General features: G+C 59.0%; 22 protein-coding genes. 15 read left to right on the top strand and 7 right to left on the bottom strand.

All coding sequences use genetic code 11. The annotated features are described in order from the left end of the window. Window positions 1-177 precede the first annotated feature (177 nt). On the top strand, window positions 178-747 hold the full coding sequence (locus tag PH5382_RS16945) for a thermonuclease family protein (protein WP_058335582.1): 570 nt from the start codon (window positions 178-180) through the stop codon (window positions 745-747). Between the two features lie 299 nt (window positions 748-1,046). Continuing rightward, the gene (locus tag PH5382_RS16940; RefSeq protein WP_197410069.1) at window positions 1,047-2,948 is read left to right on the top strand and encodes a BTAD domain-containing putative transcriptional regulator; all 1,902 of its coding nucleotides are present in this window, start codon (window positions 1,047-1,049) and stop codon (window positions 2,946-2,948) included. 48 nt (window positions 2,949-2,996) lie between these two features. On the opposite strand, the gene PH5382_RS16935 is transcribed toward PH5382_RS16940, so the two are convergent. The 3 genes from PH5382_RS16935 to PH5382_RS16925 all read right to left on the bottom strand — a co-directional run bounded on the left by PH5382_RS16935 (window position 2,997) and on the right by PH5382_RS16925 (window position 6,146). Beyond that, window positions 2,997-3,668: a hypothetical protein gene (locus PH5382_RS16935; protein WP_058335580.1), complete on the bottom strand. Its 672-nt coding sequence runs from the start codon at window positions 3,666-3,668 to the stop codon at window positions 2,997-2,999. Between the two features lie 25 nt (window positions 3,669-3,693). Beyond that, window positions 3,694-5,085 (bottom strand): peroxidase family protein, encoded by a 1,392-nt coding sequence (locus PH5382_RS16930; protein WP_058335579.1) that lies wholly within the window; start codon window positions 5,083-5,085, stop codon window positions 3,694-3,696. A gap of 98 nt (window positions 5,086-5,183) precedes the next feature. Then, the gene (locus tag PH5382_RS16925) at window positions 5,184-6,146 is read right to left on the bottom strand and encodes a YcaO-like family protein (RefSeq protein WP_082645735.1); all 963 of its coding nucleotides are present in this window, start codon (window positions 6,144-6,146) and stop codon (window positions 5,184-5,186) included. Between the two features lie 378 nt (window positions 6,147-6,524). Here PH5382_RS16925 and PH5382_RS16920 point away from each other — a divergent pair, with 378 nt between their 5' ends. The 13 genes from PH5382_RS16920 to PH5382_RS16860 all read left to right on the top strand — a co-directional run bounded on the left by PH5382_RS16920 (window position 6,525) and on the right by PH5382_RS16860 (window position 21,795). Then, window positions 6,525-7,544: a TRAP transporter substrate-binding protein gene (locus tag PH5382_RS16920; RefSeq protein WP_058335577.1), complete on the top strand. Its 1,020-nt coding sequence runs from the start codon at window positions 6,525-6,527 to the stop codon at window positions 7,542-7,544. Window positions 7,545-7,872: 328 nt separating this feature from the next. Continuing rightward, complete coding sequence (locus tag PH5382_RS16915) at window positions 7,873-8,355, top strand: MarR family winged helix-turn-helix transcriptional regulator (RefSeq protein WP_058335576.1); 483 nt, start codon at window positions 7,873-7,875, stop codon at window positions 8,353-8,355. A 107-nt stretch (window positions 8,356-8,462) separates the two neighbouring features. Continuing rightward, a complete protein-coding gene (locus PH5382_RS16910) occupies window positions 8,463-10,628 on the top strand; it encodes a thiamine pyrophosphate-dependent enzyme (RefSeq protein WP_058335586.1) in 2,166 nt (721 codons plus the stop codon). Next, the gene (locus tag PH5382_RS16905; RefSeq protein ID WP_058335575.1) at window positions 10,625-12,157 is read left to right on the top strand and encodes an indolepyruvate oxidoreductase subunit beta family protein; all 1,533 of its coding nucleotides are present in this window, start codon (window positions 10,625-10,627) and stop codon (window positions 12,155-12,157) included. Before PH5382_RS16910 ends, PH5382_RS16905 begins: the two co-directional genes overlap by 4 nt. 74 nt (window positions 12,158-12,231) lie before the next feature. Next, window positions 12,232-13,176: a PDR/VanB family oxidoreductase gene (locus PH5382_RS16900; protein ID WP_231751918.1), complete on the top strand. Its 945-nt coding sequence runs from the start codon at window positions 12,232-12,234 to the stop codon at window positions 13,174-13,176. A 23-nt stretch (window positions 13,177-13,199) separates the two neighbouring features. Beyond that, a complete protein-coding gene (locus tag PH5382_RS16895; protein WP_058335573.1) occupies window positions 13,200-14,546 on the top strand; it encodes an aromatic ring-hydroxylating dioxygenase subunit alpha in 1,347 nt (448 codons plus the stop codon). Then, window positions 14,543-15,022: an aromatic-ring-hydroxylating dioxygenase subunit beta gene (locus tag PH5382_RS16890; RefSeq protein ID WP_058335572.1), complete on the top strand. Its 480-nt coding sequence runs from the start codon at window positions 14,543-14,545 to the stop codon at window positions 15,020-15,022. The genes PH5382_RS16895 and PH5382_RS16890 overlap by 4 nt, the downstream gene beginning before the upstream one ends. After that, window positions 15,019-16,674, top strand: a complete 1,656-nt coding sequence (locus PH5382_RS16885) for an AMP-binding protein (protein ID WP_058335571.1) — start codon at window positions 15,019-15,021, stop codon at window positions 16,672-16,674. The genes PH5382_RS16890 and PH5382_RS16885 overlap by 4 nt, the downstream gene beginning before the upstream one ends. Next, window positions 16,671-17,900 carry a thiolase family protein gene (locus PH5382_RS16880; protein ID WP_231751917.1) on the top strand — a complete coding sequence of 410 codons (1,230 nt, stop codon included), beginning with the start codon at window positions 16,671-16,673 and terminating at the stop codon, window positions 17,898-17,900. Before PH5382_RS16885 ends, PH5382_RS16880 begins: the two co-directional genes overlap by 4 nt. After that, window positions 17,897-19,156, top strand: a complete 1,260-nt coding sequence (locus PH5382_RS16875) for an SDR family NAD(P)-dependent oxidoreductase (protein WP_058335570.1) — start codon at window positions 17,897-17,899, stop codon at window positions 19,154-19,156. The genes PH5382_RS16880 and PH5382_RS16875 overlap by 4 nt, the downstream gene beginning before the upstream one ends. Window positions 19,157-19,171: 15 nt before the next feature. After that, window positions 19,172-19,951, top strand: coding sequence for a cyclase family protein (locus PH5382_RS16870; protein ID WP_058335569.1), 780 nt, complete (start codon window positions 19,172-19,174; stop codon window positions 19,949-19,951). Further along, window positions 19,948-20,670: an SDR family oxidoreductase gene (locus PH5382_RS16865; protein WP_058335568.1), complete on the top strand. Its 723-nt coding sequence runs from the start codon at window positions 19,948-19,950 to the stop codon at window positions 20,668-20,670. Before PH5382_RS16870 ends, PH5382_RS16865 begins: the two co-directional genes overlap by 4 nt. Before the next feature lie 153 nt (window positions 20,671-20,823). Next, window positions 20,824-21,795, top strand: a complete 972-nt coding sequence (locus PH5382_RS16860) for a TDT family transporter (protein ID WP_231751916.1) — start codon at window positions 20,824-20,826, stop codon at window positions 21,793-21,795. A gap of 32 nt (window positions 21,796-21,827) precedes the next feature. Here PH5382_RS16860 and PH5382_RS16855 read toward each other — a convergent pair whose 3' ends face one another. From PH5382_RS16855 to PH5382_RS16840, 4 genes are read right to left on the bottom strand one after another with little or no spacing between them, the layout of a single operon-like run. Then, entirely contained in the window at window positions 21,828-22,823 is a 996-nt protein-coding gene (locus tag PH5382_RS16855) for a glucokinase (RefSeq protein WP_058335566.1), read from the bottom strand. Window positions 22,824-22,825: 2 nt separating this feature from the next. Further along, on the bottom strand, window positions 22,826-23,923 hold the full coding sequence (locus PH5382_RS16850; RefSeq protein ID WP_058335565.1) for an ABC transporter ATP-binding protein: 1,098 nt from the start codon (window positions 23,921-23,923) through the stop codon (window positions 22,826-22,828). 4 nt (window positions 23,924-23,927) lie between these two features. Then, window positions 23,928-24,836 (bottom strand): carbohydrate ABC transporter permease, encoded by a 909-nt coding sequence (locus PH5382_RS16845; RefSeq protein WP_058335564.1) that lies wholly within the window; start codon window positions 24,834-24,836, stop codon window positions 23,928-23,930. Further along, window positions 24,829-25,701 (bottom strand): carbohydrate ABC transporter permease, encoded by an 873-nt coding sequence (locus tag PH5382_RS16840; RefSeq protein ID WP_058335563.1) that lies wholly within the window; start codon window positions 25,699-25,701, stop codon window positions 24,829-24,831. The genes PH5382_RS16845 and PH5382_RS16840 overlap by 8 nt, the downstream gene beginning before the upstream one ends. Between the last annotated feature and the right edge of the window lie 2 nt (window positions 25,702-25,703).

Genomic DNA, 25,703 nt, shown 5'->3' with positions numbered 1-25,703 from the left:
TGTACTTCGTAGGGGCCCAACTGCTCATATACTCCAGCTACCATGCTGGATTCACAAAATGAATCCCTCACCCGATTTGTGCAACAAAGCCGGACGAGATTAACAAAATCTTGGCCTCTTGTAGGGCATGGTTTTCACAGATTGAAATCCAGACGCCTTAACAGAGTAGCCACCACAATGATTATCAAGCAAACCATAGCGGGCCTTGCCTGTGCGATTGCAGCCGGTGCGGTGTCAGCGGCAGACCTCCCAGCAGGTGATCCTATCTCGGCAAAGATCTTTTTGGAATTACACAGCTTTCAACAGCTTTCCGGGTCTATCGAGCCTTTGGTCTCGGTGCCGGGTGAAGCCTTTCGCGTTCTCGATGGTGATTTTCTGGCGCTGGGGCATCTGAGGATCCGGCTGGTTGGCATAGATGCTCCGGAAACAGCGCAACAGTGCAATACGGCGGAGGGGGCATTCTGGGAATGTGCCGTGGAGGCCGAGGATCGCGTGCGGTCTCTGATGCGGATGGCTGAACGGGTTGAATGCTTCAGCGATGAACAGGACAGCTATGGCAACTACCTTGCGTCTTGCAAGGCGGATGGCCGGGACGTTGGTGCGGTTCTGGTCGGAGAAGGGCTGGCATGGCCAGATCAGGAGCAGGGATATTACGGCTCTGAAGCGGCGACCGCTCAGGCCGGTGAAATCGGCATCTGGCAGGCGGCGACACAACCACCCTGGGAATGGCGCAAAGAACAGAACTGACCCTGTTCGAAACCAGAAACTCTGAACATCCATGCGTCCGGGTGCATCGCATTGCTACCCGGACAGATAAACCTGCGCAGCGGCGGATTACGTCGTCCTGGGCCTTTTTTCTGTTGCTGATGCGGCGAATGCTTCGGCCTTTCGGTGTTTTGCCACAGCCGCTTTTGGCCCAACACACACAGATTATGACCTTGGGAAAGACCGCAGAACAAATCCTGTTGTGTCGAAAAAAATTGAACTAACGTGGCACAATGCTTGGGAAAGGACACTCAGGCAATCAGTGGGTCGGGGTTCATCGGGTGAAAAGTGCTGTAGACAATACGATCCAACAGATTGATCTGATTGGCGGTATTCGTTTTCGCAAGGCCCGGGCTTTGCTGTTTTACCTGCTGCACGCGCCTGGCGTGGATCACCGTGGGGAAAAGATCGCTGACATCTTCTGGCAGGACTATTCCCACGACAAGGCAATGGCCTCTCTCAGGCAGACCATTCGTCAGGTGCGCAGCCAACTGCCTGAAAATTCTTATATGGCATTGGTCACCCGCCGGGGGCATCTGGGTTTGCGATGGGGCGACGAAGGGCCGGTCGACCGGCGCATGTGCGCGCTGATTGCCGAGACAAGCTGGCCTGCACGAACGGTTGAGACGATTGAACGCTATGTTCAGGAGTTCGATTTGCTGATCGGGCTGAGCGACTCTTTTGACAGTTGGATGGCAATCAAGAAGAGCCAGACCCTGCAAAGTCTCTCTGGCGAGCTGGAAAAGATTTTTGGTTCGGACGCGGCCCAAACGGATGTCTCTGACCTTGCCTTGCAGGCGGCCAAAGTCGCCCGCCAAATCGAGCCCGCCAACGAGGCGGCAGCCCGCTTTCTGATGCGTCAGGACTGGATGAACAACGCGGCCAACCGGGCCATCGAAACCTATAATGCGCTGTATCATTATCTCGACAGCGAACTCGATCAGGAGCCGGAGGCCGAGACAATTGCCTTGGCCGCGGCGGTCAAAGCCGGACCATATTCGGTGCAGAAGGCCGCGCCGGATCAGCCTGATAAACATCATATCCGTCCCACGATAGTCTTGTTAAAAACCGAGGATGAGACCCAGACGACTATGGATCAAAGCCTGCTGACGGTCTTGTTTCACGACATGAAGATGCGCCTGTCACGGTTTCGCGAATGGCGGGTTGTCGATGATGAGGGCACAGAGCAGGCGGATATCTGGATCGCACTGAAATTGCTGGCTTTCCCCGGTGGAAGTAAGCTTTCGGTTGAAGTCACCAAAGGGGCGGAAAAAGAGCTGATCTGGGCCGAGATGATCCCGGCGCCGACCACAGATTGGGACAGTAAAGCGCGAGCGCAACTGGTGCATATTGCGCGCTCTCTCTCTATCGCGACGCATCGCGATGCAGCGCCGATACGGGAGGCCGCAGTCTATGACAAATGGCTGGAAAGCCAGATGCTGATCGACATGTGGTCCCCCACGACCGAAGCCGCTGCAATCCAGATGTTGGACGATATCACCAAAGAGGCGCCGCGCTTTGGTGCCGCCCATGCAGAATTGGCGGGGGCACTGAACGTGCGCCATATCCTGTTGCCGGGAACGCAGCAGACAGGGACTGAAAAACAGCGGGCCCTGCATCACGCACTGGAGGCGATCACGCTGGATCCGCTGGACACGCGCGCGCATCGGGTGCTGGCCTGGTGCTATTGCCACAAGGATGAGTTTGAGCTGGCCGGCTTTCATTTCGAACAAGCCTTAGCGCTGAATGAATCCAACAGCCTGACACTGGCGTCTTGTGCATTGGGCTGCGCCTTTTCCAACCGGATTGAGGAGGCCGAGCGGCTGGCCGTCGAGATGCAGCAAGCCCCCGAGGCGCTGGAGCCCTTTCATTTGGTCTATCTGGCAGCGGTGAACTATCTTTGTGGCCACTATGAACAGACCGCGCATCAGTGCGATGAGGCCGGTGATCTGATGGCGACTGTCGGCGGCTGGCACGTCGCATCATTGGTGCAACTGGGGCAGATGCGCGCCGCCAAGGCCCGGCTGAAAGACTATCACAGCTTCATGATGCAACAGTGGGTTCTGCCCAAGGCGCCCAGCTGTCAGGACGTGATCGACTGGTTCGTTTCAGTCTTTCCGCTGCGCGATGAAGCCGTCAGAGAAGAGCTACGCTCAACTCTTCTCTCGGCGGCAGAGGCTTAACCCAGCCATCTGAGCTGGGTGGTTCAGTTTTGGTGATCCGGGCTCGACCTAGCGGCACATGTTGGTGGCATAAATCCCAACAGCCCGGTGATAGGCGCCGACCTGATCAACATCTCCCTGATGCGCTGCATCCGACAGCCTGGCCTCAAACCGATCCGCAAAGTGTTTTTTGATGTCGGTCCAGCTCATGGTGGCGAGATTGCTTGGCTCCGGCGCTTCGACCGCGATCTCGACGATCTGGTCCAGCAAATGCCCAAGCATCAGATTCTTGTCGACCGGATAGGTCAGGGGTGGGTCGAAATAGTCGCCGGGGGCTGGCATCTCCAACGCATCCAGAGCCGCCTTCAGGGTGCCATCGGCAGGTACCACAAGAATGCGTTTGTTGTCGTCACTGGCCTGTGTTGCACCCGGCGTGCGGGTCTCGAACAGAACCTCGACCTCGGTCTGCGCCCAGATGGCCTCTTCCTGCGCTTTGCTGAATTGGCCGGGCGGGACGGAATCGACGCGCATGGCGCGCTTTATCTGTTCGATTTCGTGTTCCGTCGCGCAACGCTCTACGCCTTCGCGTTCGGACATGCGGGCAATCAGCTTGCCGATATGGATCACATCCAGCGGCGTGCCGCCGGGGTCGGTGTCGGCCTCCAGAAAGCTGCCCCCGACCAGGTGATACTGTGCCTCGCCAACGTCGCGACCAACGATGATGTAATCAATATCCGACATTGTTTTTTTCCTTCCTAAAGTCATCTTACGAATCTCGCTGGGTGAATTTTATAAGCGCCGACATGCTGTCCGGGGGCACCCAATCCGGCGGCAGGGATCTGCTGGGGGGGGGCATGACGACTTGTTTCCGGGCGTGTTCGAGATAGCGGCGTAGCAGGGCCGAACCAAAGGGGCCAAAGCCACCATTGCTACCATGAAACTGTGCTTCCAGCATCAGCAGCAAAAACAGCGGGCTCTGCGCAAGCTCCGCTTCGGAGACCGCATGTGCGCCGATGATTTCGGCGTTGAACAGCTGCGTCAGCGCTGTGGCAGAAAGATCATTCTGCAAAGCCTGCGGCAGTTTCGTCTGGGCGGTCAGGATTTCTGGGCTAAAGCCGTGCAGCGGGCCTGCCTTGATCGCCGAAGCCAGATCGGCAAAGGCGATGCCCGCGCCATTCGCTCCCTTGAACTGTGATGAGTAGCTGGCGCTGATCGCGGTTTTATTGCGCGCGGTGGGACCGAAAAAGTGATCCCAATCAATGCGCCAGCGTGTTTTGATAGCGGTTTCTCCCAATTGATCAAAGGGACGCAGGGAACCGCTTTCGAGACTGTATTGTCGCAAGGGCAGGGCATGAAAGGCGCGCATGACGCCGTTCAAAACCGATACCTCATCCAGCAACAACGTCTGGTCCAGCGCATATTTTGGCAGGGCAAGAACATCCGGGTGACAGATCCAGGGCAGAAGGTCTGCCATGATGATCTGGTGCCATGTATGCAGAACGATGACGCGGGCATCGGCAAAAATCTCACGGAAATACGCCTTTGGCAGGTTGCTGTCGGTACCGTGCTCTTGCTGGATGAGCGCGCGCGCGACGCAGTTGTGGTATTGCATCCAGGCCGTTGTCAGCTGCAGCAGCATCACGGTGTCGCGGTTTCGCATATCGGCGATCAGCGGGAAGGCGGTGCGATGCCCCGGGATTTTGAAAAACGCGGGCCAGAGGGGGCCTGCAGGCAACTGAAACATCAGGGTGCGCGGATCATACAGATAGGGAAGGTCAGTCGGCCCTTTGCCATAGACGGTTTCCAGCGTCAGCGGGTTCTCGATCAAGTTATAACTTTGGGAATTGGTGTCGTCGCTGCTCTCATCACTGTTTGGATGCGGCACATGGGGCATAGAGGCGCGTGCGACGCTGTTGCCAAGATCATGCCCCATCAGCTGCGCCAGATAGGTATATCCGGCAGGCAGCACCGCGGTCTTCAGGCAGTGGTCGCGCCAGATGGGATCGGCAAGGTTGAAGGCGGGCAGGGTGCTTTCAGGCAAGATGCCGGTCCCATCAGATCGGCCAGCGCTAGAACTGTCGGCCAAACTGTCCGGTGCAGGTGCAGTCCCCGTTGCTGCTGTCTCCTCAAGCGCCGTCTCCTCAAGCTCTGTGGTCATTGTGAAAGCCTCCCGCGTCCAGTTTGAGATGTGATCTGTGATTCTTCTGTGACCTGAACTTTCGGAAGCTTTTCAAACAGGCTGTCTGGTGCGCTGGACTACAGCAGGGGGCGTTGGCAAAGCGGCGTTGGCGATCCTGCTGACGGGGTTTCGGTCAGGGTGACTGTCCAGACCGGATAGGCCAGGTCGGGCGCAGACAGATTGCGTATTCGATACCCTACACTTGCTGCTTTCAGAGCGGTTTTGAGCGCTTCAAAATTCCGTTGCATTTGGGCGCTCCCTGAGGTGGCCGTTGGCGCAGTCGACAAAGGTGCAAGGGGCCTGCCATCCACGGCTTTGGGAGCAGTTGAAAACAGTCTGTTTATTCGAGCCTCGAACCCCTGCTGCAGCGCAGACAGTCTTTTGGCCTGCGTCACCGGGTCGGTGGTGTCGCTGAGGTTAAGCTCCATCAGGGCCATTTCCACCAAAGCGCGCCGACCGGAGGCTGCTGCGTCCCAATCTGCGCCATATCCCAACACCAGGCCTTTGGACTGTGCATCCGTGCTGAGGGCAACGGTCACGGGCAGACCGCCAAACCCATCCAGACGCCAAAGCGAGCTGCGCCGGGGCGATGTTTTGCTACCACGCAGCCGGTCTATCAAGCCTTGCAGGGCAGGCCCCTGCGATTGTGTCATATCCACGGGTGCTGCGCGCAGATGGCCCTGCCACCACAAATCGATGCTGGCCCGTTCCAATGCCTCGCACAGGGCCCGGTACTGGGCGGCGGCGTCGGATTGACCAGCGGCAAGGCCGGTCCAGCTAGGCTTGGCCGCCAGATCTGGTTTCGGGTGTGGTGCAGGCTCTGCTTCAGGATTTGCGTGCTCAAGCGCTGCGATTTCGGCGAGTTCTCCCATACAGGCGAAATAGGCATCAGCCCGCGTCAGTGCGGCGCCACTGGCAGACTTTCCCGAAGGGCTCAGTGCTTGCAGGCAGCACAGACCTGGCGAAAACGGCAGGCGTCGCCAGTCTTTGCGAACAAATTTCGGAGTGTCATCTGCCTGTGTCATGGCTTCCTGTGTCATGGATTCTTTTGGGCGCGCCCGACGCTAGATTTGGCCAGGTTGGGGCTTGGATGCCCCGTGTTTGGATGCCCCGTGTGTTGTACCAAGAGCCTGTACCAGAATGTCGAATTGCGGCTTTCATGCAAGTGATGATTGAACGGGTCTTTGAAAGCGCCAGTAGGCTTGAATTTCTGTTTCTGGCGAGGGGCGGCTCCCCATTTTGAACCCCGAAAGATATCCCTAACGTGTTGGCCATCTTGCCTGCTGTCGTGCTGACCGTCGTGTCGGCAGTCATGCGATGAGGTCAGAAATCTTGAATTACATGAAAAATCATGTTAATGACGTTTCAATAATAATTAGAAAAATGCACCAACCAAGAACGATACCAGGGAGAACACAATGAAATCATTCACGCGCAGATGTGCAGCCGCAGCCTTGAGCCTTGCGGTTCTGGCGACACCGCTTGTTGCCGAAACCAAGCTCACCGTCTCAACTTGGTTGCCGCCGTCCCATCCGATCAACACCCAGATGCTTGAGGTTCTGATCGACATGATGTCGGAAGCCACCGATGGCGAAGTGGTCGGCGAGCTGAAGCACGGGCTGGCTCCACCTCCGGCGCAGATGGATCTGGTGATGGACGGTGCCGCCGACATGACCATCATCTTTCATGGCTATCAGCCAGGCCGGTTTGTTGCCACCAAACTGATCGAACTGCCAGGCTATCAGGGCAGCGCCGAGGCGTCCTCGGTGGCCTATTGGCGCGTCCACGAAGCGCATCTGGCAGCGCTGGACGAACATCGCGGTGTTAAACTGGTTGCACTGACCACCCATGGTCCCGGGCAGATCCATACCAATTCCGATGTCGCGTCGCTGGCGGACCTCAAGGGGCTGAAGACCCGCCTTGGGGGCGGTGTTTCGGCGGATGTCGGGGCAGAGCTGGGGTTGGTTGGCATTCAGGTTCCGGCACCCAAAGTCTATGAAACCCTGTCGTCAGGTGCGGCGGATGCGGTGGCGATGAATATCGGTGAACGCACAGGTTTCAAGCTGACCGAAGTGGCCAAGAACGTCTATGAGATGCCCGGCGGCCTGTATCGTGGCTCTTTTGCGGTTCTGATGAGCCAGGAAACCTTTGATGCCCTTCCGGAAGACGTGCGCACCGCACTAGATGAAAAGGTCTTTGGTGAGACCGCAAGCCGGGTCTTTGGCGCAGCATGGGATGCTCATGACGCGGCTGCTCGCGCGGTGACCGAGGCTGCTGATGACAACAAGATATTCACCGCATCAGAGGCGGACCAAGCCGCATTTGCCGCAATGGCAGAGCACGTTCGTAGCAAGATCCTGACAGAAGTGGCCGCAACGGGCATTGATGCGCAGGCTGCCTATGACATGATTGCAGCAGAAATGGCTGCCGCGAAATAAAGGCGCTAAAAACAGCGCCGGGGGATCCTGACCCCCGGCGTTGTCGTTGAGAATGCATTTACCAACACGCGATCGGTCTGGATGTTGCTGCGGTTGGGCTGGCGAGACCAATGGCCAGAGCTTCGGACGTTTCGGCCCAAACCCCGTGTATCATTTGTTGACAGAGCCGACGGTGAGGCTACGTCTGCCCGAAGCCATGTGTCAGACCCAAAGAGCAGGGACAGAGAGCAGGGACAGAGAATTGTGACAGGCGCTGAGAATTGTCATATGTCTGTACGGCTGAGAGATCTTCTTGCCTGAGACCGCCCGCCTGAATAGGAGCCTAGTTGTGACCCGGACCGCCAAAGATCATATCGACACAGATCAAGCCGATCAGGGCCCAAAGCTGGGCAATATCACCTCCTACCTGTTGAACCGGATCGTGCATCGCTACAATCAATCGGTGAAGGCAGATATCAAGGGAGCAGGTCTGACCACAGTCGCCACGCGGATCATCGTCAGTCTCAAGGTCTATGGCCAGATGACAGTGAATGAACTTTGTGTGCATGCCATCGCCGAACAGCCCGCCATGAGCCGTGCCCTGGACAAGCTCGAAGCCGAAGGCCGTATCACCCGCCGCGTCAGTGAAGAAGACAGCCGCTCGCGGGTGGTGGAGCTGACCGAAAGCGGTGCGGCGCTTTATGAACAGGTCTGGCCCGTCCTGACCGGCGCTAATGAGACCATGCTGAAGGGTCTCTCATCAGAGGACCGCGAAGCACTGCAGCGCATCCTTATGACGGTGCTCAAGAATATCAGAAAAAATCCGATCTAGATCAGGTTCCAAATCAGCTTCGCTCCACCTGTGTTTTGCAGCGCGGTTGGTGATTGACAGGTTTGCACAGCTCTTTATATGATAAATCATAAATAATGGAGCGCGCCGTGGCAGAGAGATCATTCAAGCAAGAGGTGGAGCACCTTCGGATCGGCGCGGGTGAAACCTTTCGCGGCGAGGGTATTTTGGCCATCACCAAGGCACTATTGGAAAACGGTGTGGGTTATGTCGGTGGCTATCAGGGCTCTCCGATCAGCCATCTGATGGATGTTCTGGCCGATGCCACGCCATTGCTGCAGGAGCTGGGTGTGCGTTTCGAGGCAAGTGCCTCTGAGGCGACAGCTGCGGCCTCGCTGGCGGCTTCGGTACATTATCCCATTCGCGGCGCAGTGACGTTCAAATCCACTGTTGGCACCAATGTCGCCTCGGATGCGCTGGCCAATCTGGCCTCGGGAGGTGTCAGGGGCGGGGCATTGGTGATCGTGGGCGAAGACTACGGTGAAGGCTCTTCGATCATGCAGGAGCGCAGCCATGGTTTTGCAATGAAAAGCCAGATCTGGCTGCTGGATCCGCGCCCCAATCTGCCCGCGATTGTAAAATCCGTCGGCGATGGTTTCCGCCTGTCGGAGGCGTCAAATGCGCCGGTGATGCTGCAGATCCGCATCCGTGCCTGTCATCTGCTTGGCGAATTCGAGGCGCGCGACAATCAACGCCCGTCGATGACGGTGCGAGACGCGCTGGAACAGCCGAAACGGGATCTGGACCGGATCGTGCTGCCACCGGCCTCCTTTTTGCATGAGCAGGAGAAAGTCGCGCAGCGCCTGCCAGCTGCACGCGCCTTTATTCGCTCCGAGGGGCTGAACGAGCAGTTTGGCAATCCTGACCATCGCTGCGGCATTATCCTGCAGGGCGGTATGTACAATGGTGTAATCCGGGCGTTGCAACGGCTCGGTCTGGCCGACATTCACGGAGAAACCGAGATCCCGCTCTATGTGCTGAATGTGGTCTATCCGCTGGTTGATGAAGAATTGCTGGAATTTGCCGCAAACAAAGACGCGCTTTTGGTGGTTGAAGAGGGCCACCCCGACTACATTGAGCAGAACATCCGGTCCATACTGCACAAGGCAGGTGCCACAGCGCAGCTGTTTGGCAAGGGGCAGGATCTGTTCCCAGAGGCCGGAGAGTTGACCGCACCGGTGATGCTGCAGGCCATCGGTGAGTTTTTGCGCAAGCAGGCTGCAGATCTTTTGCCTGCCCGGGCGCGCGCTCCGAATACGCCACCAATCCTGCGCCCCGCTGCATTGGAAGAAAACGTGCCCGCCCGCCCGCCCGGGTTCTGCGTTGGCTGCCCTGAGCGGCCGATCTTTGCCGCCACCAAGCTGGTCGAACAGGAGCTGGGGCCGCATCACATCGCCAGCGACATCGGCTGCCATCTGTTTTCGATCAACGCGCCCTTCAATCTTGGGGCCACCACCATGGGCTATGGGCTTGGGCCAGCCTCGGCCTCGGCGCTGAATGACAGATCGGCTGGCAAGCGGTCGATCAGCTTTTTGGGCGATGGCGGGTTCTGGCACAATGGATTGACCAGCTCGATCGGGAATGCGGTGTATAATCAGGATGATGGGGTCATCGTCATTGTCGATAATTTCTATTCGGCGGCCACAGGTGGGCAGGACATTCTGTCCTCGCGGGCAGATAACCAGCACCGCACCACCCAGAACCCGATTGCCAAGGCTGTAGCTGGGGTCGGCGTGCAATGGATCCGCCAGATTGATCGCACCTATGACGTAACCCGGATGCGCGACACGCTGCATGAAGCGCTGACCACTGATATCGCAGGCCCCAAAGTCATCATCGCGGCTTCGGAATGCATGCTGAACCGGCAACGCCGCGAAAAGCCGATAAAGCGTCAGGCAGAGGTCGAAGGCAAGCGCCTGCTGCGCAGCCGCTTTGGCGTGGACGAGGACATTTGCACTGGCGATCACGCCTGTATCCGGCTGTCGGGCTGCCCCTCGCTGACGCTGAAACCGCTGGCGGACCCGCTGCGCGACGATCCGGTGGCCAGTATCGACAACAATTGCGTCGGCTGTGGCACCTGCGGCGAAGTCGCTGATGCGGCAGTGCTTTGCCCCTCGTTTTATCAGGCCGACCTTGTGCAGAACCCGACCCGCTATGACAGGCTGCGTGCAGGCTGGCGGGGCAGGGTGATTGGTGCCCTGCAACATCTGCGGGCGCGGCGCCGCCTGCAGTTTGATCCAGAGGCCGCAACATGAGCGCCGAAACTGCGATGGATAGTTCATCAGAGATCTTGAAAATGGCCATCGTTGCGGTCGGCGGGCAGGGCGGCGGTGTGCTGTCAAACTGGGTGGCAGATCTCGCCACTTTGGGCGGTTACAGCGTTCAGGTCACGTCAGTGGCCGGGGTCGCACAGCGAACCGGGGCCACGATATACTACGTTGAAATGGCGCCCAAATCGACGCGCCCGGTGGTCTTTGGGTTGAGCCCTGCGCCGGGGGATATTGATGTGCTCATCGCCTCTGAGCTAATGGAGGCCGGGCGTGCGGTGCTGCGCGGCTTTGTAACGCCGGACCGGACCACGCTGATTGCCTCGTCGCATCGTATTCTGGCTGTGTCGGAAAAGCAGGAACCGGGGGATGGTCGCAAAGAGAGTGAAGCGGTTCTGACCTCTTTGCGCAGTGCAGCGCGGCAGCTGGTCTGTTTTGATATGGAAACTCTGGCGCGCGACGCGGGAAGCGTCATTTCTGCCAGCCTGTTTGGCGGCTTGGCGCGGGCCGAGGTTCTGCCGTTTCCGGTTGAGATGTTTGAGACGGTGATCAAAGGCTCCGGTCGCGGGGTCGAGGCCAGTCTGGCGGCGTTTCATGCAGCGCTGAACTACGATCGAGTCTCTGCGAAGGCGGCTGAACGAGCGCCGCAGGCGGGGGCGAAGCCTGTCGCAGGCAAGCCTGCCCTGATGCGCCAATGGCAGGACATGCAGCAGCGGGTTCAGGCGCTGCCATTGCCAGTGCACGCCATGGCAAATGCCGGGTTGCGCCGGGTGGTGGATTATCAAGACTTGGCCTATGGGCGCGCTTATCTGGAGCACCTTGATGACTTTCTGGCGCTGGACGATCCGGCACAAGACTATCAGCTGTCGCAACAGGCCGCAAAATACATCGCTAATGCAATGTGTTATGATGATATTCTGCGGGTGGCCGATCTGAAAACTCGCAGCGCGCGACAGCACCGTCTGCGGCGCGAACAGGAAATTGGCACAGGCCAGATCGTGCAGGTCACGGAATATTTCCACCCCCGCCCCGAAGAGCTGACGTCGCTTTTGCCGCCGGGGCTGGCCAATCGGGTAGGGCAGAACCGTTGGATGCAAGGACTATTGGCGCGGCTGACGCGGCGGGGCCGACGTCTGCGCAGTGATAGGTTACGCGGCTTTTTGTTGCTCTGGCTCTTGGCGGCGCTCCGCCCCTGGCGACCACGTTTGATGCGGCATCAGGTTGAGCTCGCGCATCTGCACCGGCTGAAATCTGCGGCACTGGCACTCGCGGGGGCGCGCTATGATCTGGCCTGCGAACTCCTGGCCTGCCAGCGCCTGATCAAGGGCTATTCCGATACACACAAACGCGGCCTGTCAAAATTTTATATTGTTTTCAGCGCAATACCCTTGATTGAAGCGCGCGACGACGGCGCGGATTGGCTCCGCAGGCTACGACAGGCGGCACTGATGGATGCCGAGGGTGAGGCCCTGACGGGCGCGATGCGCACTTTGCGCAGTTTTACAGATGATATTTGACATTTAAACATGAAAAATCATACAAAATATCAAGTAACGCAACAACAGACAGAATTGACCAGGGAGGCGTGCCGGTGACACAGAGCCTGACAGTAACGTCGAGCGAGGCGCTTTCGGACCATATCCGCATGATTACATTGGCTGCGCCCGATGGGGCGGCACTGCCAGCCTATGCGCCGGGCGCGCATCTGGATTTTGACCTCGGCCCGCTGGGTTTGCGCTCCTATTCGTTGGTGGATTTCACCTCTCCCGCAGCAGTGCCGGAAAGCTACCGTGTAGCGGTTCAGCGTGAGGCCGCAGGGGCAGGGGGATCGGTTGCGATGCACGCCTTGGCCCCCGGCGACAAGATCTCTGTGAGCCTGCCCAAAAGTGATTTTGAGCTTCACGATGACGCGGCCCCTGCGCTGCTGCTTGCTGGCGGGATCGGGGTGACGCCGCTGATCTCCTTTGCGACGGAGCTGAGCGCGCGCGGCGAGGATTTTGCACTGCACTATGCCTGCCGGACGCGGGAGCTCTGCGCCTTTCAGGGCCGACTAACGCCGCTGCTTGGCGACAGGCTGACCTGCTGGTTTGACGACACCGCAGCGATTGATCTGGCGGCACTGATCGCGGCGGCCAGCCCGAAGACACATATCTATTGTTGCGGCCCCAAGGGCATGATCGACGCGGTGCGTGATCTGGCAGAGACTGCCGGGTTTGCCAAAACGCAGATCCATTTCGAGCTGTTCACTGCGCCGGAAACTCAATCAGGGGATCAGCCGTTTGAGGTGGAGATCGGCGATGGCCGTGTCTTCACCGTGCCCGCCGACCAAACCATCGTCGAGGTGCTGGAAGAGGCAGGTGTCGATGTGATGTTTGACTGTGCCCGCGGCGATTGCGGCATCTGCCAGACAGATGTGCTGAGCGGCACCCCCGATCACCGCGATGTGGTGCTCTCTGAGGCGGAGCGGGCAGCAGGCAAAGTCATGCAGATCTGCGTCAGCCGGGCAAAATCAGCGCGTCTGGTGCTGGATATCTGAAGAGACAAGCGGAGGGGAACGTGATGGGAAAATACAGCGACAATCCGGCGGCGGTCTCGGCCCTGGTGCAGCAGCATCAGGTGCACCGCGACACCTATATTGATGCGGAAATCTATGCGCTGGAGATGAAACATCTCTTTGCCAATACTTGGGTCTTTGTCGGTCATGACAGCCAGACCCCGGCCAAGGGAGACTATATCACCACCCAAATCGGTGATCAGCCGGTGATCATGGTGCGCCACACGGACAATGAAATCCATGTGCTGCTCAACCGCTGCCCGCACAAAGGCACCAAGATCGCCATTGATCGCAGCGGCAATACCGGCAAGTTCTTCCGCTGTCCCTATCACGCCTGGAGCTTCAAAACCAACGGCTGCCTGTTGGCGATCCCGCTGAAAAAGGGCTATGCCGACACCGATTTCAGCGAAAGCGAAGCCAGCCATGGCATGCTGCCGGTGGGGGCCGTGCAGAACCATCGCGGCTTTGTCTTTGCGCGTTTGGCTGCGACCGGCATCAGCTTTGACGACTATTTTGGCGAGTCTCTCAGCAGCCTCGACAATATGGTGGATCGCGCCCCCGAAGGCCGGTTGGAGGTCGCAGGGCCGCCACTGCGCTATATGCACAAGTGCAACTGGAAGATGTTGGTAGATAACCAGACCGACACCTGTCACCCGATGGTGGCCCATGAAAGCAGCGCCGGTACTGCCATCAAGCTGTTTGAGGACAGCGATTGGCCAGACGACAGGCCCAAACCCATGGCGATGGAGATCATCGCGCCTTTCATGTCGCCCTATGAATTCTTTGAGGAAATGGGCATCCGCACCTGGCCTAATGGGCATGGCCACACCGGGGTGCATCACTCGATCCATTCCGACTATTCCATGGCGCCGGACTATCTGGACAGCATGACCGCCGCCCATGGTGCTGAAAAGGCGCAGGAAATCTTGGGCGAGAACCGCCATAACACTGTCTATTTCCCCAATATCATGATCAAAGGGCCGGTGCAGCAGCTGCGCAATTTCATTCCGCTGGGGCCGGACCGCACCCTGGTGGAAAGCTATGTCTACCGGCTGGTCGGGGCACCGGATGTGCTGTTACAGCGCACCGCGATGTATAACCGGCTGATCAACGCCCCGACTTCGATGGTGGGGCATGATGATCTGGAAATGTACGAGCGCGCCCAGGAAGGGCTGCATGTGGACGGGCTGGAATGGATCAATATCCAGCGCCTGCACACTGAGGTCGAAGACTACAGTGCGGCGCAGGTCGAAAACGGCACCACAGAGCGACAGATGCGCAACCAGATGCAGGCCTGGGCACATTTCATCACTGTCTCGATGGGCGGCACGACAGAGGAGGCCGCCCAATGACTGTCAGCCGTGACGATGTCATAGATTTTCTCTACGCCGAGGTGCGGATGCTGGACGAGGGACGGTTCAGCGAATGGCTCGACCTCTGGTTGGAGGAGGGGCATTACTGGATGCCGCTGGACTACAAGCAGGCTGATCCAGATCTGGTGACCTCTTTGCTCTATGAGGACCACTTCATGCGGCGCCTGAGGGTGGAACGGTTGAATGGCGAACGGACCTTCAGCCAGAAACCCAAAAGCCGCTGCAGTCACGTGATCCAACGCCCCTTCATTGATGAATTCGATGCGCAAGCCGGACGCTTTGTCACCAATACATCGATGCATTACGTCGAAACCCGACTAGATGAGCAATTCCTGCTGGCGCTGGTGGCCACGCATGAGCTGCGCTTGGTCGACGGAAACCTTCGGATCGCCAACAAACGGGTCGATCTGCTGAATTGCGATGCGGCCTTTGGCAACATCCAGTTGCTGCCATGACAGAGACAGATCACCAGCGGGTTTATGATCTGTTTGCAGCCTCGGTCGCACAGTATCCCAGCCGTCCAATGCTGAACGTCCTGCCTGCCACGGCAGAGATCTACGATATTGCGCCGGGCGAAATCACCTATGGCACCGCCGAACAGGCGGTATCGATCTGGGCAGACCGCTTCACATTGGCGGGATATGGCCCTGGAATGCGGGTGGCCTTGTTGTTGGAAAACCGGCCGGTGTTCTTTCTGATCTGGCTCGCGCTCAACCGGATCGGCGCCTCGGTGGTGCCGATCAACCCGGATCTGCGCGCCGCCGAACTGGAGTATCTGCTGTCGCATGCCGAACCTGCATTGGTGATTACACTGACCGGGCGCCGGGCAGAACTGCAACTGGCGGCAGAGGCAAGCGGTCTGGCTTTGCCGGTGATCACGCTGACTGTAGATCTCCCCGCACCGCGCCCGGGAGCTGCCGTCGCGCACTGCAACACATCGGGCGATGGGGCCGCATCACAAGAGGCCGCCGTTCTCTATACCTCTGGCACTACGGGGCAGCCCAAGGGCTGCGTGCTCACCAATGACTACTTCCTGCAGGTGGCGCGCTGGTATGCCGGGCTCGGCGGTATCGTGTCTTTGACCACCACAGGCGAGCGCATGATCACGCCGCTGCCAATCTTTCACATGAATGCAATGGCGTATTCTTTCATGGCCATGCTGGCGACAGGCGGCTGTCTGACGGTGCTGGACCGGTTCCATCCGCGCAGCTGGTGGCAGGATGTCAAAGACAGCGGCGCCACCTGTCTGCATTACCTTGGCGTGATGCCCTCGATGCTGATGGGGCTGGAACCCAGTGCAGCTGAGCGCAGCCATAGCGTGCGGTTCGGCTTTGGCGCCGGGGTTGACCCAAAATTGCACGCAGCCTTTGAGACCCGCTTTGGCTTTCCACTGATGGAGGCCTGGGCGATGACTGAAACTGGCGCGGGGGCGGTGATTTCCAATCATGAGACGGATCGGCTGATCGGATGTTCGGCGCTGGGCCGAGTGCCCGCGGGGCTGGAAGTTTTGCTGCAGGGCGAAGACGGCCAGCCAGTGCCAACAGGCACGCCTGGTGAACTGCTGGTGCGGCGCAAAGGGGCAGACCCGCGTGCGGGCTTTTTCCAGTCATACTATAAAAATGCGAATGCCACCGATGAAGCCTGGGCAGGCGGCTGGTTTCACACCGGGGATGTGGTGCGCGCGGATGCGGCGGGTTTCTTGTTCTTCGTTGATCGCAAGAAAAACGTCATTCGTCGCTCGGGCGAAAATATCGCCGCCGTCGAGGTCGAGTCGATCCTGATGCGCCACCCGGCTGTCAAAGCTGCCGCCGTCGCCCCAGTGCCGGATGCTATTCGCGGTGATGAGGTCTTTGCTTGCCTGACCTTGGTGTCGGAGGGAGAGAACAGTCCCAACGCAGGGCCAGAGCTGGCAGAAGAGATCAGTCGCTGGGCGCTGGATCAGATGGCTTATTATAAAGTGCCCGGCCATATCGCCTTTGTGCAAAAATTGCCGCTGACTGCGACACAAAAGATCCAGAGGGCGGCGCTGAAAACGCTTGCCGCAGAGCTGATGACGGATCCCGCGACAGTCAGCGTCGCGCATCTGAAGAAAAGGCAAGTGGCATGAGCGACTCCAGAGCAGCAGGCGGGCAGGCAGTCGACCAGAATGGCGGAGGGATCTCCCGCCCGCAACAGTCCTACGAGGGGGTGGCGCTTGTCGCGCCGACCTCGATCCCCTATCAGCGCTATTCGATCGAGACGGCGCATTGGTGGATTGCCCGCGCGCTTGGGACGGCCTTGCGGACGGCAGGGATGAAACCGGCAGAGCTCGACGGGTTTTCGGTCTCTAGCTTTACCCTGTTTCCCGATACCGCTGTTGGGTTGACGCAGCATCTGGGCCTGACACCGCGCTGGCTGGATCATATTCCGATGGGCGGTGCCTCCGGGGTGATTTCGCTACGCAAGGCGGCCCGCGCGGTGCAGGCCGGAGACGCTGACATCGTCGCCTGTGTAGCGGGTGATACCAATCACATCGACAGTTTCCGCTCTTTGCTGTCGTCGTTCAGCCGCTTTGCGATGGATGCGTCCTATCCCTATGGATATGGCGGGCCAAATGCGAATTTTGCCCTGCTGACAGACCGTTACATGCATGAATATGGCGCAACCCGCGAGGATTTTGGTCGTATCTGCGTCGCACAGCGGCACAATGCGCTGAACAATCCCGGTGCTGTGATGAAAAAACCGCTGACGCTGGAACAATATCTGGATGCGCGTCCCATTGCCGACCCGATTGCGCTGTTTGATTGCGTCATGCCCTGTGCCGGCGCCGAGGCTTTTTTGGTTATGACCGTAGAGGAGGCACAGCGGCGCAATCTTCCCTTTGCCACCATTTCAGGCGCGATCGAGCGCCACAATGCCCATGCATCAGACCCGATCCAGCTGCGGGGCGGCTGGACGATCGATATCGACGATCTCTGGAGTCAGGCAGGCTGTGCGCCAGCAGATATCGACCTGCTGCAAACCTATGACGACTATCCGGTGATCTCGATGATGCAGATCGAAGATCTGGGGTTTTGTGCCAAGGGCACGGCGGCGCAATTTGTTCGCGATCATGATCTGACCGTGACAGGTGATTTTCCCCACAATACCTCGGGCGGGCAGCTGTCCGGGGGGCAGGCAGGGGCGGCGGGTGGTTTTATTGGCCTGGTCGAGGCAATCCGCCAGGTAACGGGGCAGGCCGGGCCGACCCAGGTGGCTGGCGCAAGCCGGGCTATGGTGTCTGGCTTTGGCATGATCAACTATGATCGCGGTGTCTGTTCCAGCGCTGCCATTTTGCAAGGAGGTCAGGCATGAGCACCCCATTGCAGCCGCCGCCAAAGAAGAACCCGCAAAACCGCACCCTGTCGCCAACCCGTCCCCCCGAAGCGCGCAGCCGTGCAGCACTGGGACTGACGGCTGCGGCTGCCGAAGGACGCTTTGCGCTACAGGTCTGCGCGGCTTGCGGTTCTGTACAATACCCGCCGCGCGATGCCTGCAGCACATGCCTGTCCGTCAATCTGCCTTGGCGCGATATCGACCCGCATGGGGACCTTTTGGCTGAAACCACGGTACGCACTTCGACCAACCTCTATTTCCGTGAACGTGCGCCATGGCGACTGGGCTCTGTCAAACTGAACGCGGGGCCGGTGATCCTGTGCCATGTGCATGGCGACGTTGCTCCGCGCAGCCCGGTGAGGTTGATAAACCGATTGGATCGCGCCGGGCAGGGGGTGCTCTTTGCCCTGCCGCTGGACAGGAGCCCGAACATGGAAGACGACCCGCAACTGCGCGCCCTGACATCGGATCCGAAACACCGGCGGGTGTTGATCACCGAAGGGCGTAGTGATTTGGCGCCGGTTCTGGCCAAAGCCCTGGTGACTGCGGGGGCGAGCACGATCTTTGTGGGCGTTTCAGAGACTTGGCGCCCTAACCCGCAACAACAGGCCCTGTCAGAGATCGCCCAGGTCGAAATCCTGCCACTGGATGTGACGGATGCCAGCAGCACCCGTGAACTGGCTGGGGAGATTGGCGGCAAGGTGGATATCCTGATCAACACCGCCCGCTTTATCCGGCCGGGCAGTGCTCTGACGCGGGCCGATACCGCCTTTGCGCAGCAGGAAATGGACGTGAACTATCTGGGATTGATGCGGTTGGCGCAAAGCTTTGGCCCCGGCATGTGCGCACGCACGGCAGACGGGGTAAACGCGGCAACTGCCTGGGTCAACATTTTGTCGGCCCATGCGCTGATGCCCGCGCCCGGGTTTGGCAGTTTCTCGGCTTCACAAGCGGCAGCCCTGTCGCTCAGCCAGAGCCTGCGGGGAGAATTTCGCGGCGCAGGCCTGCGGCTGATGAATGTTTTTACCGGCCCCACGGAGGATGACTGGCATCAGCCCTTGCCGCCGCCCAAGGTGCTGCCCAGGGGGCTTGCACGATCCATTGTGGCGGGGCTGCACGACGGGCTGGAGGATGTGTATTGCGGCGATGTCGCACAGGATCTGATTGCCCGGATGCGCCGGGATCCCAAGGTGCTGGAACGGGAGATGACCATGGGGGCCGCAGATGGACTGTAAAATAGGAAGATCGTCATGACACAGCTTGCAGACCTGGCCCAGGCGCTGGCCTCGGGGGCGATCCGCATGGTGGATCTGACGCATCGGCTTGATCCTGATTTTCCGGTGATCATACTGCCGCCGGAATTTGGTCAATGCGCGCGTTTCCGCATGGAGGAGGTCAGCGCCTATGATCATCGCGGCCCCGCCTGGAAATGGCATAATATCTCGATGTCGGAACATACCGGCACCCATTTTGATGCTCCCAGCCACTGGATCTCGGGGCGCGATGTGGCCCATGGGGCGGTGGATGAAATCCCGCTGCAGGCCTTTGTTGGTCCGGTGGTGGTGATCGATTGTTCCGAAGGCGCGGCGGCGGACGATGATTTTGAACTCACCGTTGCGGAAATTCAGTCTTGGGAGGCGGAACATGGCCCCATCCCGGAAGACGCCTGGGTCTTGATGCGAACGGATTGGTCGAAACGGCGCGGCGCTGCCTATCTGAACATGCAGGATGACGGGCCACATTCGCCGGGGCCTGACCCTGAAGCAATGCGCTATCTGGTCGAACACCGCAACATTCGCGGCTTTGGCACCGAAACCGTTGGCACAGATGCCGGGCAGGGCATGCACTATGTGCCGCCTTATCCGGCCCATTTCATCCTGCATGGGGCCGGAAAATACGGTCTGCAATGTCTCAACAATCTGGATCAGCTGCCTGCCACAGGGGCAATGCTAATTGCAGCACCACTGAAAATCAAAGGCGGTACCGGCAGCCCCCTGCGGGTGCTCGCCCTGGTGGAGGAGACGGCATGAAACATACCGCCGTGATCACCGGAGGCAGCAAGGGCATAGGTCTGGATCTGGCCAAACGGTTGCTGGATCTGGACTACACGGTGATTTCGATCGCCCGCAGCAAGGCCTCGGATGTGCCTGAGGCGCTGATTCAGATGCAGGCCGATCTGCTGGACGCTGCGGCTGTCGCACAGGTCGCAGCCCAGATTGCTAGCGCCTATGAGGTGACGCATTTTGTGCAAAACGCCGGGGTGATCTGGCCCAATCTGCTCGAAGACGCAACGCCCGGTGACATCACCGGTCTGGCCCAGCTGCAGCTGGGGTCTGCTCTGACATTGCTGCAGGCCTTTTTGCCGGCCATGAAGGCGCGCCAGTTTGGCCGGGTGCTGTTCAATGGTTCGCGTGCGGCGCTGGGCGTGCCGACCCGCACCGCTTATGCCGCGTCAAAGGCCGGGGTGATCGGCATGGCGCGCACCTGGGCGCTGGAGCTCGCGCCACACGGCATCACTGTCAATGTGGTGGCACCTGGGCCGGTACAGACGGATAATTTTTGGGGCATTGTGGCCCAGGGGTCTGAGCGCGAGGCAAAGCTGGCAGCCAGTCTGCCTGTTGGGCGTCTGGGCGTGCCGCGTGATGTTTCCAACGCCTTTTTGTATTTCTGTGATCCCGAAAACGGCTTTGTCACCGGCCAGACGCTCTATGTTTGTGGCGGGGCCAGCGTGGGGACCTTGACGATCTGATTAACCCCTCGTTTTTTCAAGGGATTGTGGGATGCGGTAAAGACGTATGGTCTGGACCGCTCCAGAGCAGGCGGCCATAACGGATTTGTCACCCTACCCAGAATGGACAGCGCGTTTTTCAACCCGTATTCACAGGGCTTCGGATCAGCGAAGGTGAAGGTGGCAAACGTGCAAAAAGGTCTGCTTTGGCGCCGGGCGCCGCCAGCTGTTTTTCCGGTTTGTCTCGGCGTGATGGGGCTGGGCCTGGCCTGGCGCAAGTCGGCTGAAATCCTGCCCGTCGCAAATCAGATCGGTGATCTGATTTTGGGGTTTGCGACCGCATATTTCCTCTGGTTTCTGGCGCTCTATCTGGTCAAAACTCTGTCACGTCCGAAAGTCGTCCTGGAGGACCTGGTTCAGGCACCGGCCCGTGCCGGGATTGCGGCCGCTGCCATGTGCATGATGCTGCTCGCAGCAGCTTTGATGCCGCTGGACATCGCCGTCGCCCAGGTCTGGTGGTGTGGGGTGCTGTTGCAGATTCTCGCTAGTGCAACTGTCTGCTGGGCCATTTGGCAAGATGCTCCAGCGCTCCGACAGTTCTCTCCGTTTCAGTATTTGAGCTTTGTCGGGCCGGTTGTTGGTCCCATCGCCGGTGTGTCGCTGGGCTATGTCACCGAGAGTCTTTTGCTAACGCTGGCGGCTTTTGGGGCCTTTGTGGTGATCACCCTTGGCTATGGGCGGCGGCTGTTGCAGGCGCCTCTGGCTGTTAAGATGCGTCCGGCCTTGGTGATCTTTTTGTCGCCCAACTGTCTGTTTGCCATCAGTTTCGCCCTATTGGGATTTGAGACGGGATTCTGGGTGTTTTACTGGCTGTCCAGCCTTGTGGCCCTAGGGTTTTTAGTGTCGGCAGCCTGGCTGACACAGGGCGGCTGGAGCCCGGCCTGGGCCAGTTTCACCTTTCCAGTCACGGCCTTTGTACAGGTGCAGATCATCGCTGTTCAGATGGGGGCGGGGGCCCCGGCGATGGCAGGTGTTTTTGCCGGCCTGGCTCTGGCAACGCCACTGGTTTTGATCATTGCCTTCAGGTTTGCCGTTGAATGGATCACAGGCGAGTTGGCTGAAAAAACGGAAGCTGCGATCGCCTGAAGGCCGCGTGCGGCGGGTTAGGGACGCCGAAATTATCCCTGAACCTCTACCGGGCTGAACCTATACCGGGCGCAGCCTTTCAGCGCGGCAGCATCGTCCAAAAGGATATAGACAGGCGCGGCAATGTCAGGAAACTGCGGGTCCGGTTCGAAAAACTGGCTGGCAAATCGGGCCGAGGCCGGGCCCGTCAGCAGGCTGCGTGCGATACTGCCGGCAAAATAGATCCCTTCGCGTGGCAGAAACCCTTTGAGCAGGTTGCGACAGAGCAGGGCCAGAAGGTTGGCATAGAACTCCTGAAATGCCTTTGTTTCTGCCTGTGGTGCCAGGTGCAGAATATCTGCGGCACCTTTCAGTGTGCTTTGAGGGGTAAACGCAGCAAAAAGTGCTTCGCAGCCGCGGCCCGAAAAACAGCATTCAACACTGCGAAACTGGTCGGCCCGCCCGCCCAGCCGTGCGGCGAGGGCAAGGTGCACATCCTGTGGCAAGGCGACATGGCCATATTCACCCGCAAGGCAGCTGCTGCCCTGCTGGGTGGTGATCACCGGGCTCAGATTGAACCCGGTGCCGATGCCGATGACCAAGCGCTGCTGCTGTCCTAGGCCGTCATCCTGGGCGTAATCCTGTGCCAGTTCTGGCGGATGAAGCGCCTGCAGATCGCCGCTCTTCAGGTCGGTTAGACTATGCCCCAGTGCGTTTAGGTCATTGATGATACCAACAGGAATATCGCCAAAAGCTTGTCCCAGTTCAGTGGATGATATTTGCCAGTCCCAATTGGTGACCTTGGCGATCTGGCCGCTCCCCGCAAGGCGGCAATCGGAAACTGGACCGGCTACTGCGATGACCATTTCTGACAGATCAGGCTGACCGCTGTCCTCAAGATAGCGCCGCACAAGGCTGGCAAAATCGTTGAACCCATCGATCCGATAGCTTTGAATGGCCTGTGGCGCGCTGCCTGCGCAAGTTTTAGGATCCGTGATCTGCGCCAGGCGGCAATTGGTGCCGCCAAGATCTGCTACCAGTCGGACCATCTTCAGTTCAGCCTTTCGCCAGTATCTGGTGCAAAATAGGACACCTTGGCGAGATCGAATGCAAGCTCCAGCATGGCGCCGGGTTGGGCTTTGGTTTCTGCATGCAGACGGGCGGTGACCTGTCTGCCCCCCAGTTGTGACACCACATAAGTATCCGCCCCGGCAGGCTCCACCAGATCGATGCGGCACTGGGCGGCCTGCACCCGATCGCCACTGCGAAAACCGGCCTCGGCGATGTCTTCGGGGCGCAGCCCCAGAATGATATCTTGGGGCAGATCGCTGCCATCCGGCCCAGCCAGCAGCATCGGGTCTCCTTCGGCGCGGGCAATTTCGATCAGGGTTTCCTGCCCCTTTCGCCGGGTGCGGGCCGGGATCAGGTTCATCGCGGGTGAGCCCATGAAATCGGCCACAAACAGATTGGCGGGATGGTTGTAGATCTCGGCCGGGGTGCCGATCTGCTGCACGATACCGCCTTTCATCACCACGATCTTGGTCGCCAGTGTCATCGCTTCGATCTGATCATGAGTGACATAGACCATGGTTGCGCCGAGGCTCTGGTGCAGTTTCTTGATCTCGCTGCGCATGCTGACACGCAGTTTGGCATCCAGATTGGACAGGGGTTCGTCAAACAGGAACAGTTTCGGATCCCGCACCAGCGCACGCCCCATGGCGACCCGCTGACGCTGTCCACCCGATAGTTGACCGGGCCGTCGGTTGAGCAGAGGCTCGATTTGCAACTGCCGTGCCACCTCGTCCAGCTTGCGTGCCTGGGTGGCGGTATCCACGCCGCGCACCTTCATGCCAAAAGTGATGTTTTTCGCGACCGTCATGGTGGGATAAAGCGCGTAGGACTGGAACACCATGGCGATATCGCGGTCCTTTGGGCTGACATGCGTCATGTCGCGCCCGTCGATGCTGATCGACCCGGCTGATATCGGCTCCAGCCCGGCAATGCAGTTGAGCAGGGTGGATTTGCCACAGCCCGAGGGGCCGACCAGAACCAGGAAATCACCGCGATCAATGGCGACATTGATTTCTTGCAGGATCTCCAGCTGGCCATAGCTCTTGCTGAGGTTCTTGATGTTGAGGATAGGATCCATGGGGTCAACCTTTCACGGAACCGGCGGTGAGACCGCGGATAAAATATTTACCGGCAACCACATAGACCAGCAGTGTTGGCAGGGCAGCGATGATGGCGGCGGCCATATCGACGTTGTATTCCTTCACCCCGGTGGTGGAGTTGACGATATTATTCAGCGCCACCGTGACCGGCTGGGTGCCCGCCTGGCTGAAGCTCACGCCAAACAGGAAATCATTCCAAATCTGGGTGAATTGCCAGATCACAGTGACTACGAAAATCGGCAGGCTGAGCGGCAAAAAGATCGACCAGAAGATACGGAAGAAACCCGCGCCGTCGACCTTGGCAGCTTTGACCAGATCGCCCGGCACCGTGACGTAGAAATTACGGAAAAACAGCGTGGTAAAGCCAATGCCATAGATCACATGGGCAAACATCAGCCCCGGAATTGTGCCGGCAATCCCCATCAGGCCCAGCATGCGCGCCATTGGCAACAGCACCACCTGAAAGGGGATGAAACAGCCAAACAGCATCGCCGAAAAGATCAGGTTGGCACCGCGAAAATTCCACTGGGCGATGACATAGCCATTGGCCGCCCCCAGAAAGGTCGAGATCAGCACCGCAGGCACCGCTAGGATCACCGAATTCCAGAAATAGGGGCGCAGCCCCTCGCACTGGATGCCGGTACAGGCCCCGGACCAGGCGGTGCGCCAGGCCTCGAACGTGATCTCACGCGGAAAGGCCACCAGACTGCCGGTGCGGATTTCCTCAAGGCTTTTGAGCGAGGTGGTTACCATGACAAAGAGCGGCATCAGATAGAACAGCGCAAACACCCCCAGCAGGGTGAACAGCAGCCAGCGCAGTGCAATCTGGGCAGGCCGGGATGGTGCGCGACTGGCAGCAGGCAGGCCCGTGGACGAGATGAAATCAGTCATGTTTCGCTCTCAATTCGGAATAGAGATAGGGCACCACGATGGCAAAGACGACCGCCATCATCACCATGGCGGAACTCGCCGCCTGACCGATGTCACCGCGCGAAAAGGCCATGGCATACATATAGGTGGCGGGCAGATCTGTGGCATATCCCGGCCCGCCACCGGTGAGGGCGATAACCAGATCAAAGCTTTTGATCGCAAGATGCGCCAGCACGATAAAGGCGGACAGGAATATTGGTGCCATCGAGGGCAGGATAATGGCCGAATAGATCCGCCAGCCGGGGATGCCATCGACCTGAGCGGCCTTGATGATTTCACCATCAACGCTGCGCAGCCCGGCCAGAAACAGCGCCATGACAAAGCCGGAGGCCTGCCAGACACCTGCGATGACGACGGCATAGATCGCCATCTTGGGATCGATCACCCAGGCAAAGGAGAAGCTTTCAAAGCCCCAGCTGCGCACCATTGCCTCCAGGCCCAGACCGGGGTTCATGATCCATTTCCAGGCAGTGCCAGTGACGATCATCGACAGCGCCATCGGATACAAATAGATGGTGCGCAGCACGCCTTCGACGCGGATCTTCTGGTCCAGCAGGATCGCCAGCAGCAGCCCCAACAGCATTGATATGCCAATGAAAAGGGCTCCAAAGACAAACAGATTGTCCATTGCCGTATCCCAGCGTGGCGACGCAAGGAGCCGTTTGTATTGAATAAATCCGTGCAGGTCATATTTCGGCAGCAGCCGTGATCGCGTCAGAGAGACCCATGCGGTCCAGCCGATGAAGCCGTAGACAAAGATCAGGACCGCCACGAAAGAAGGCGCCAGCACCATCTTTGGGATCTGCCGTTCCAGCCATGCAGTCATTG

Source organism: Phaeobacter sp. CECT 5382 (genome assembly GCF_001457775.1).
Classification (GTDB): domain Bacteria; phylum Pseudomonadota; class Alphaproteobacteria; order Rhodobacterales; family Rhodobacteraceae; genus Pseudophaeobacter.
This window is presented reverse-complemented; position numbering and strand designations above follow the sequence as displayed.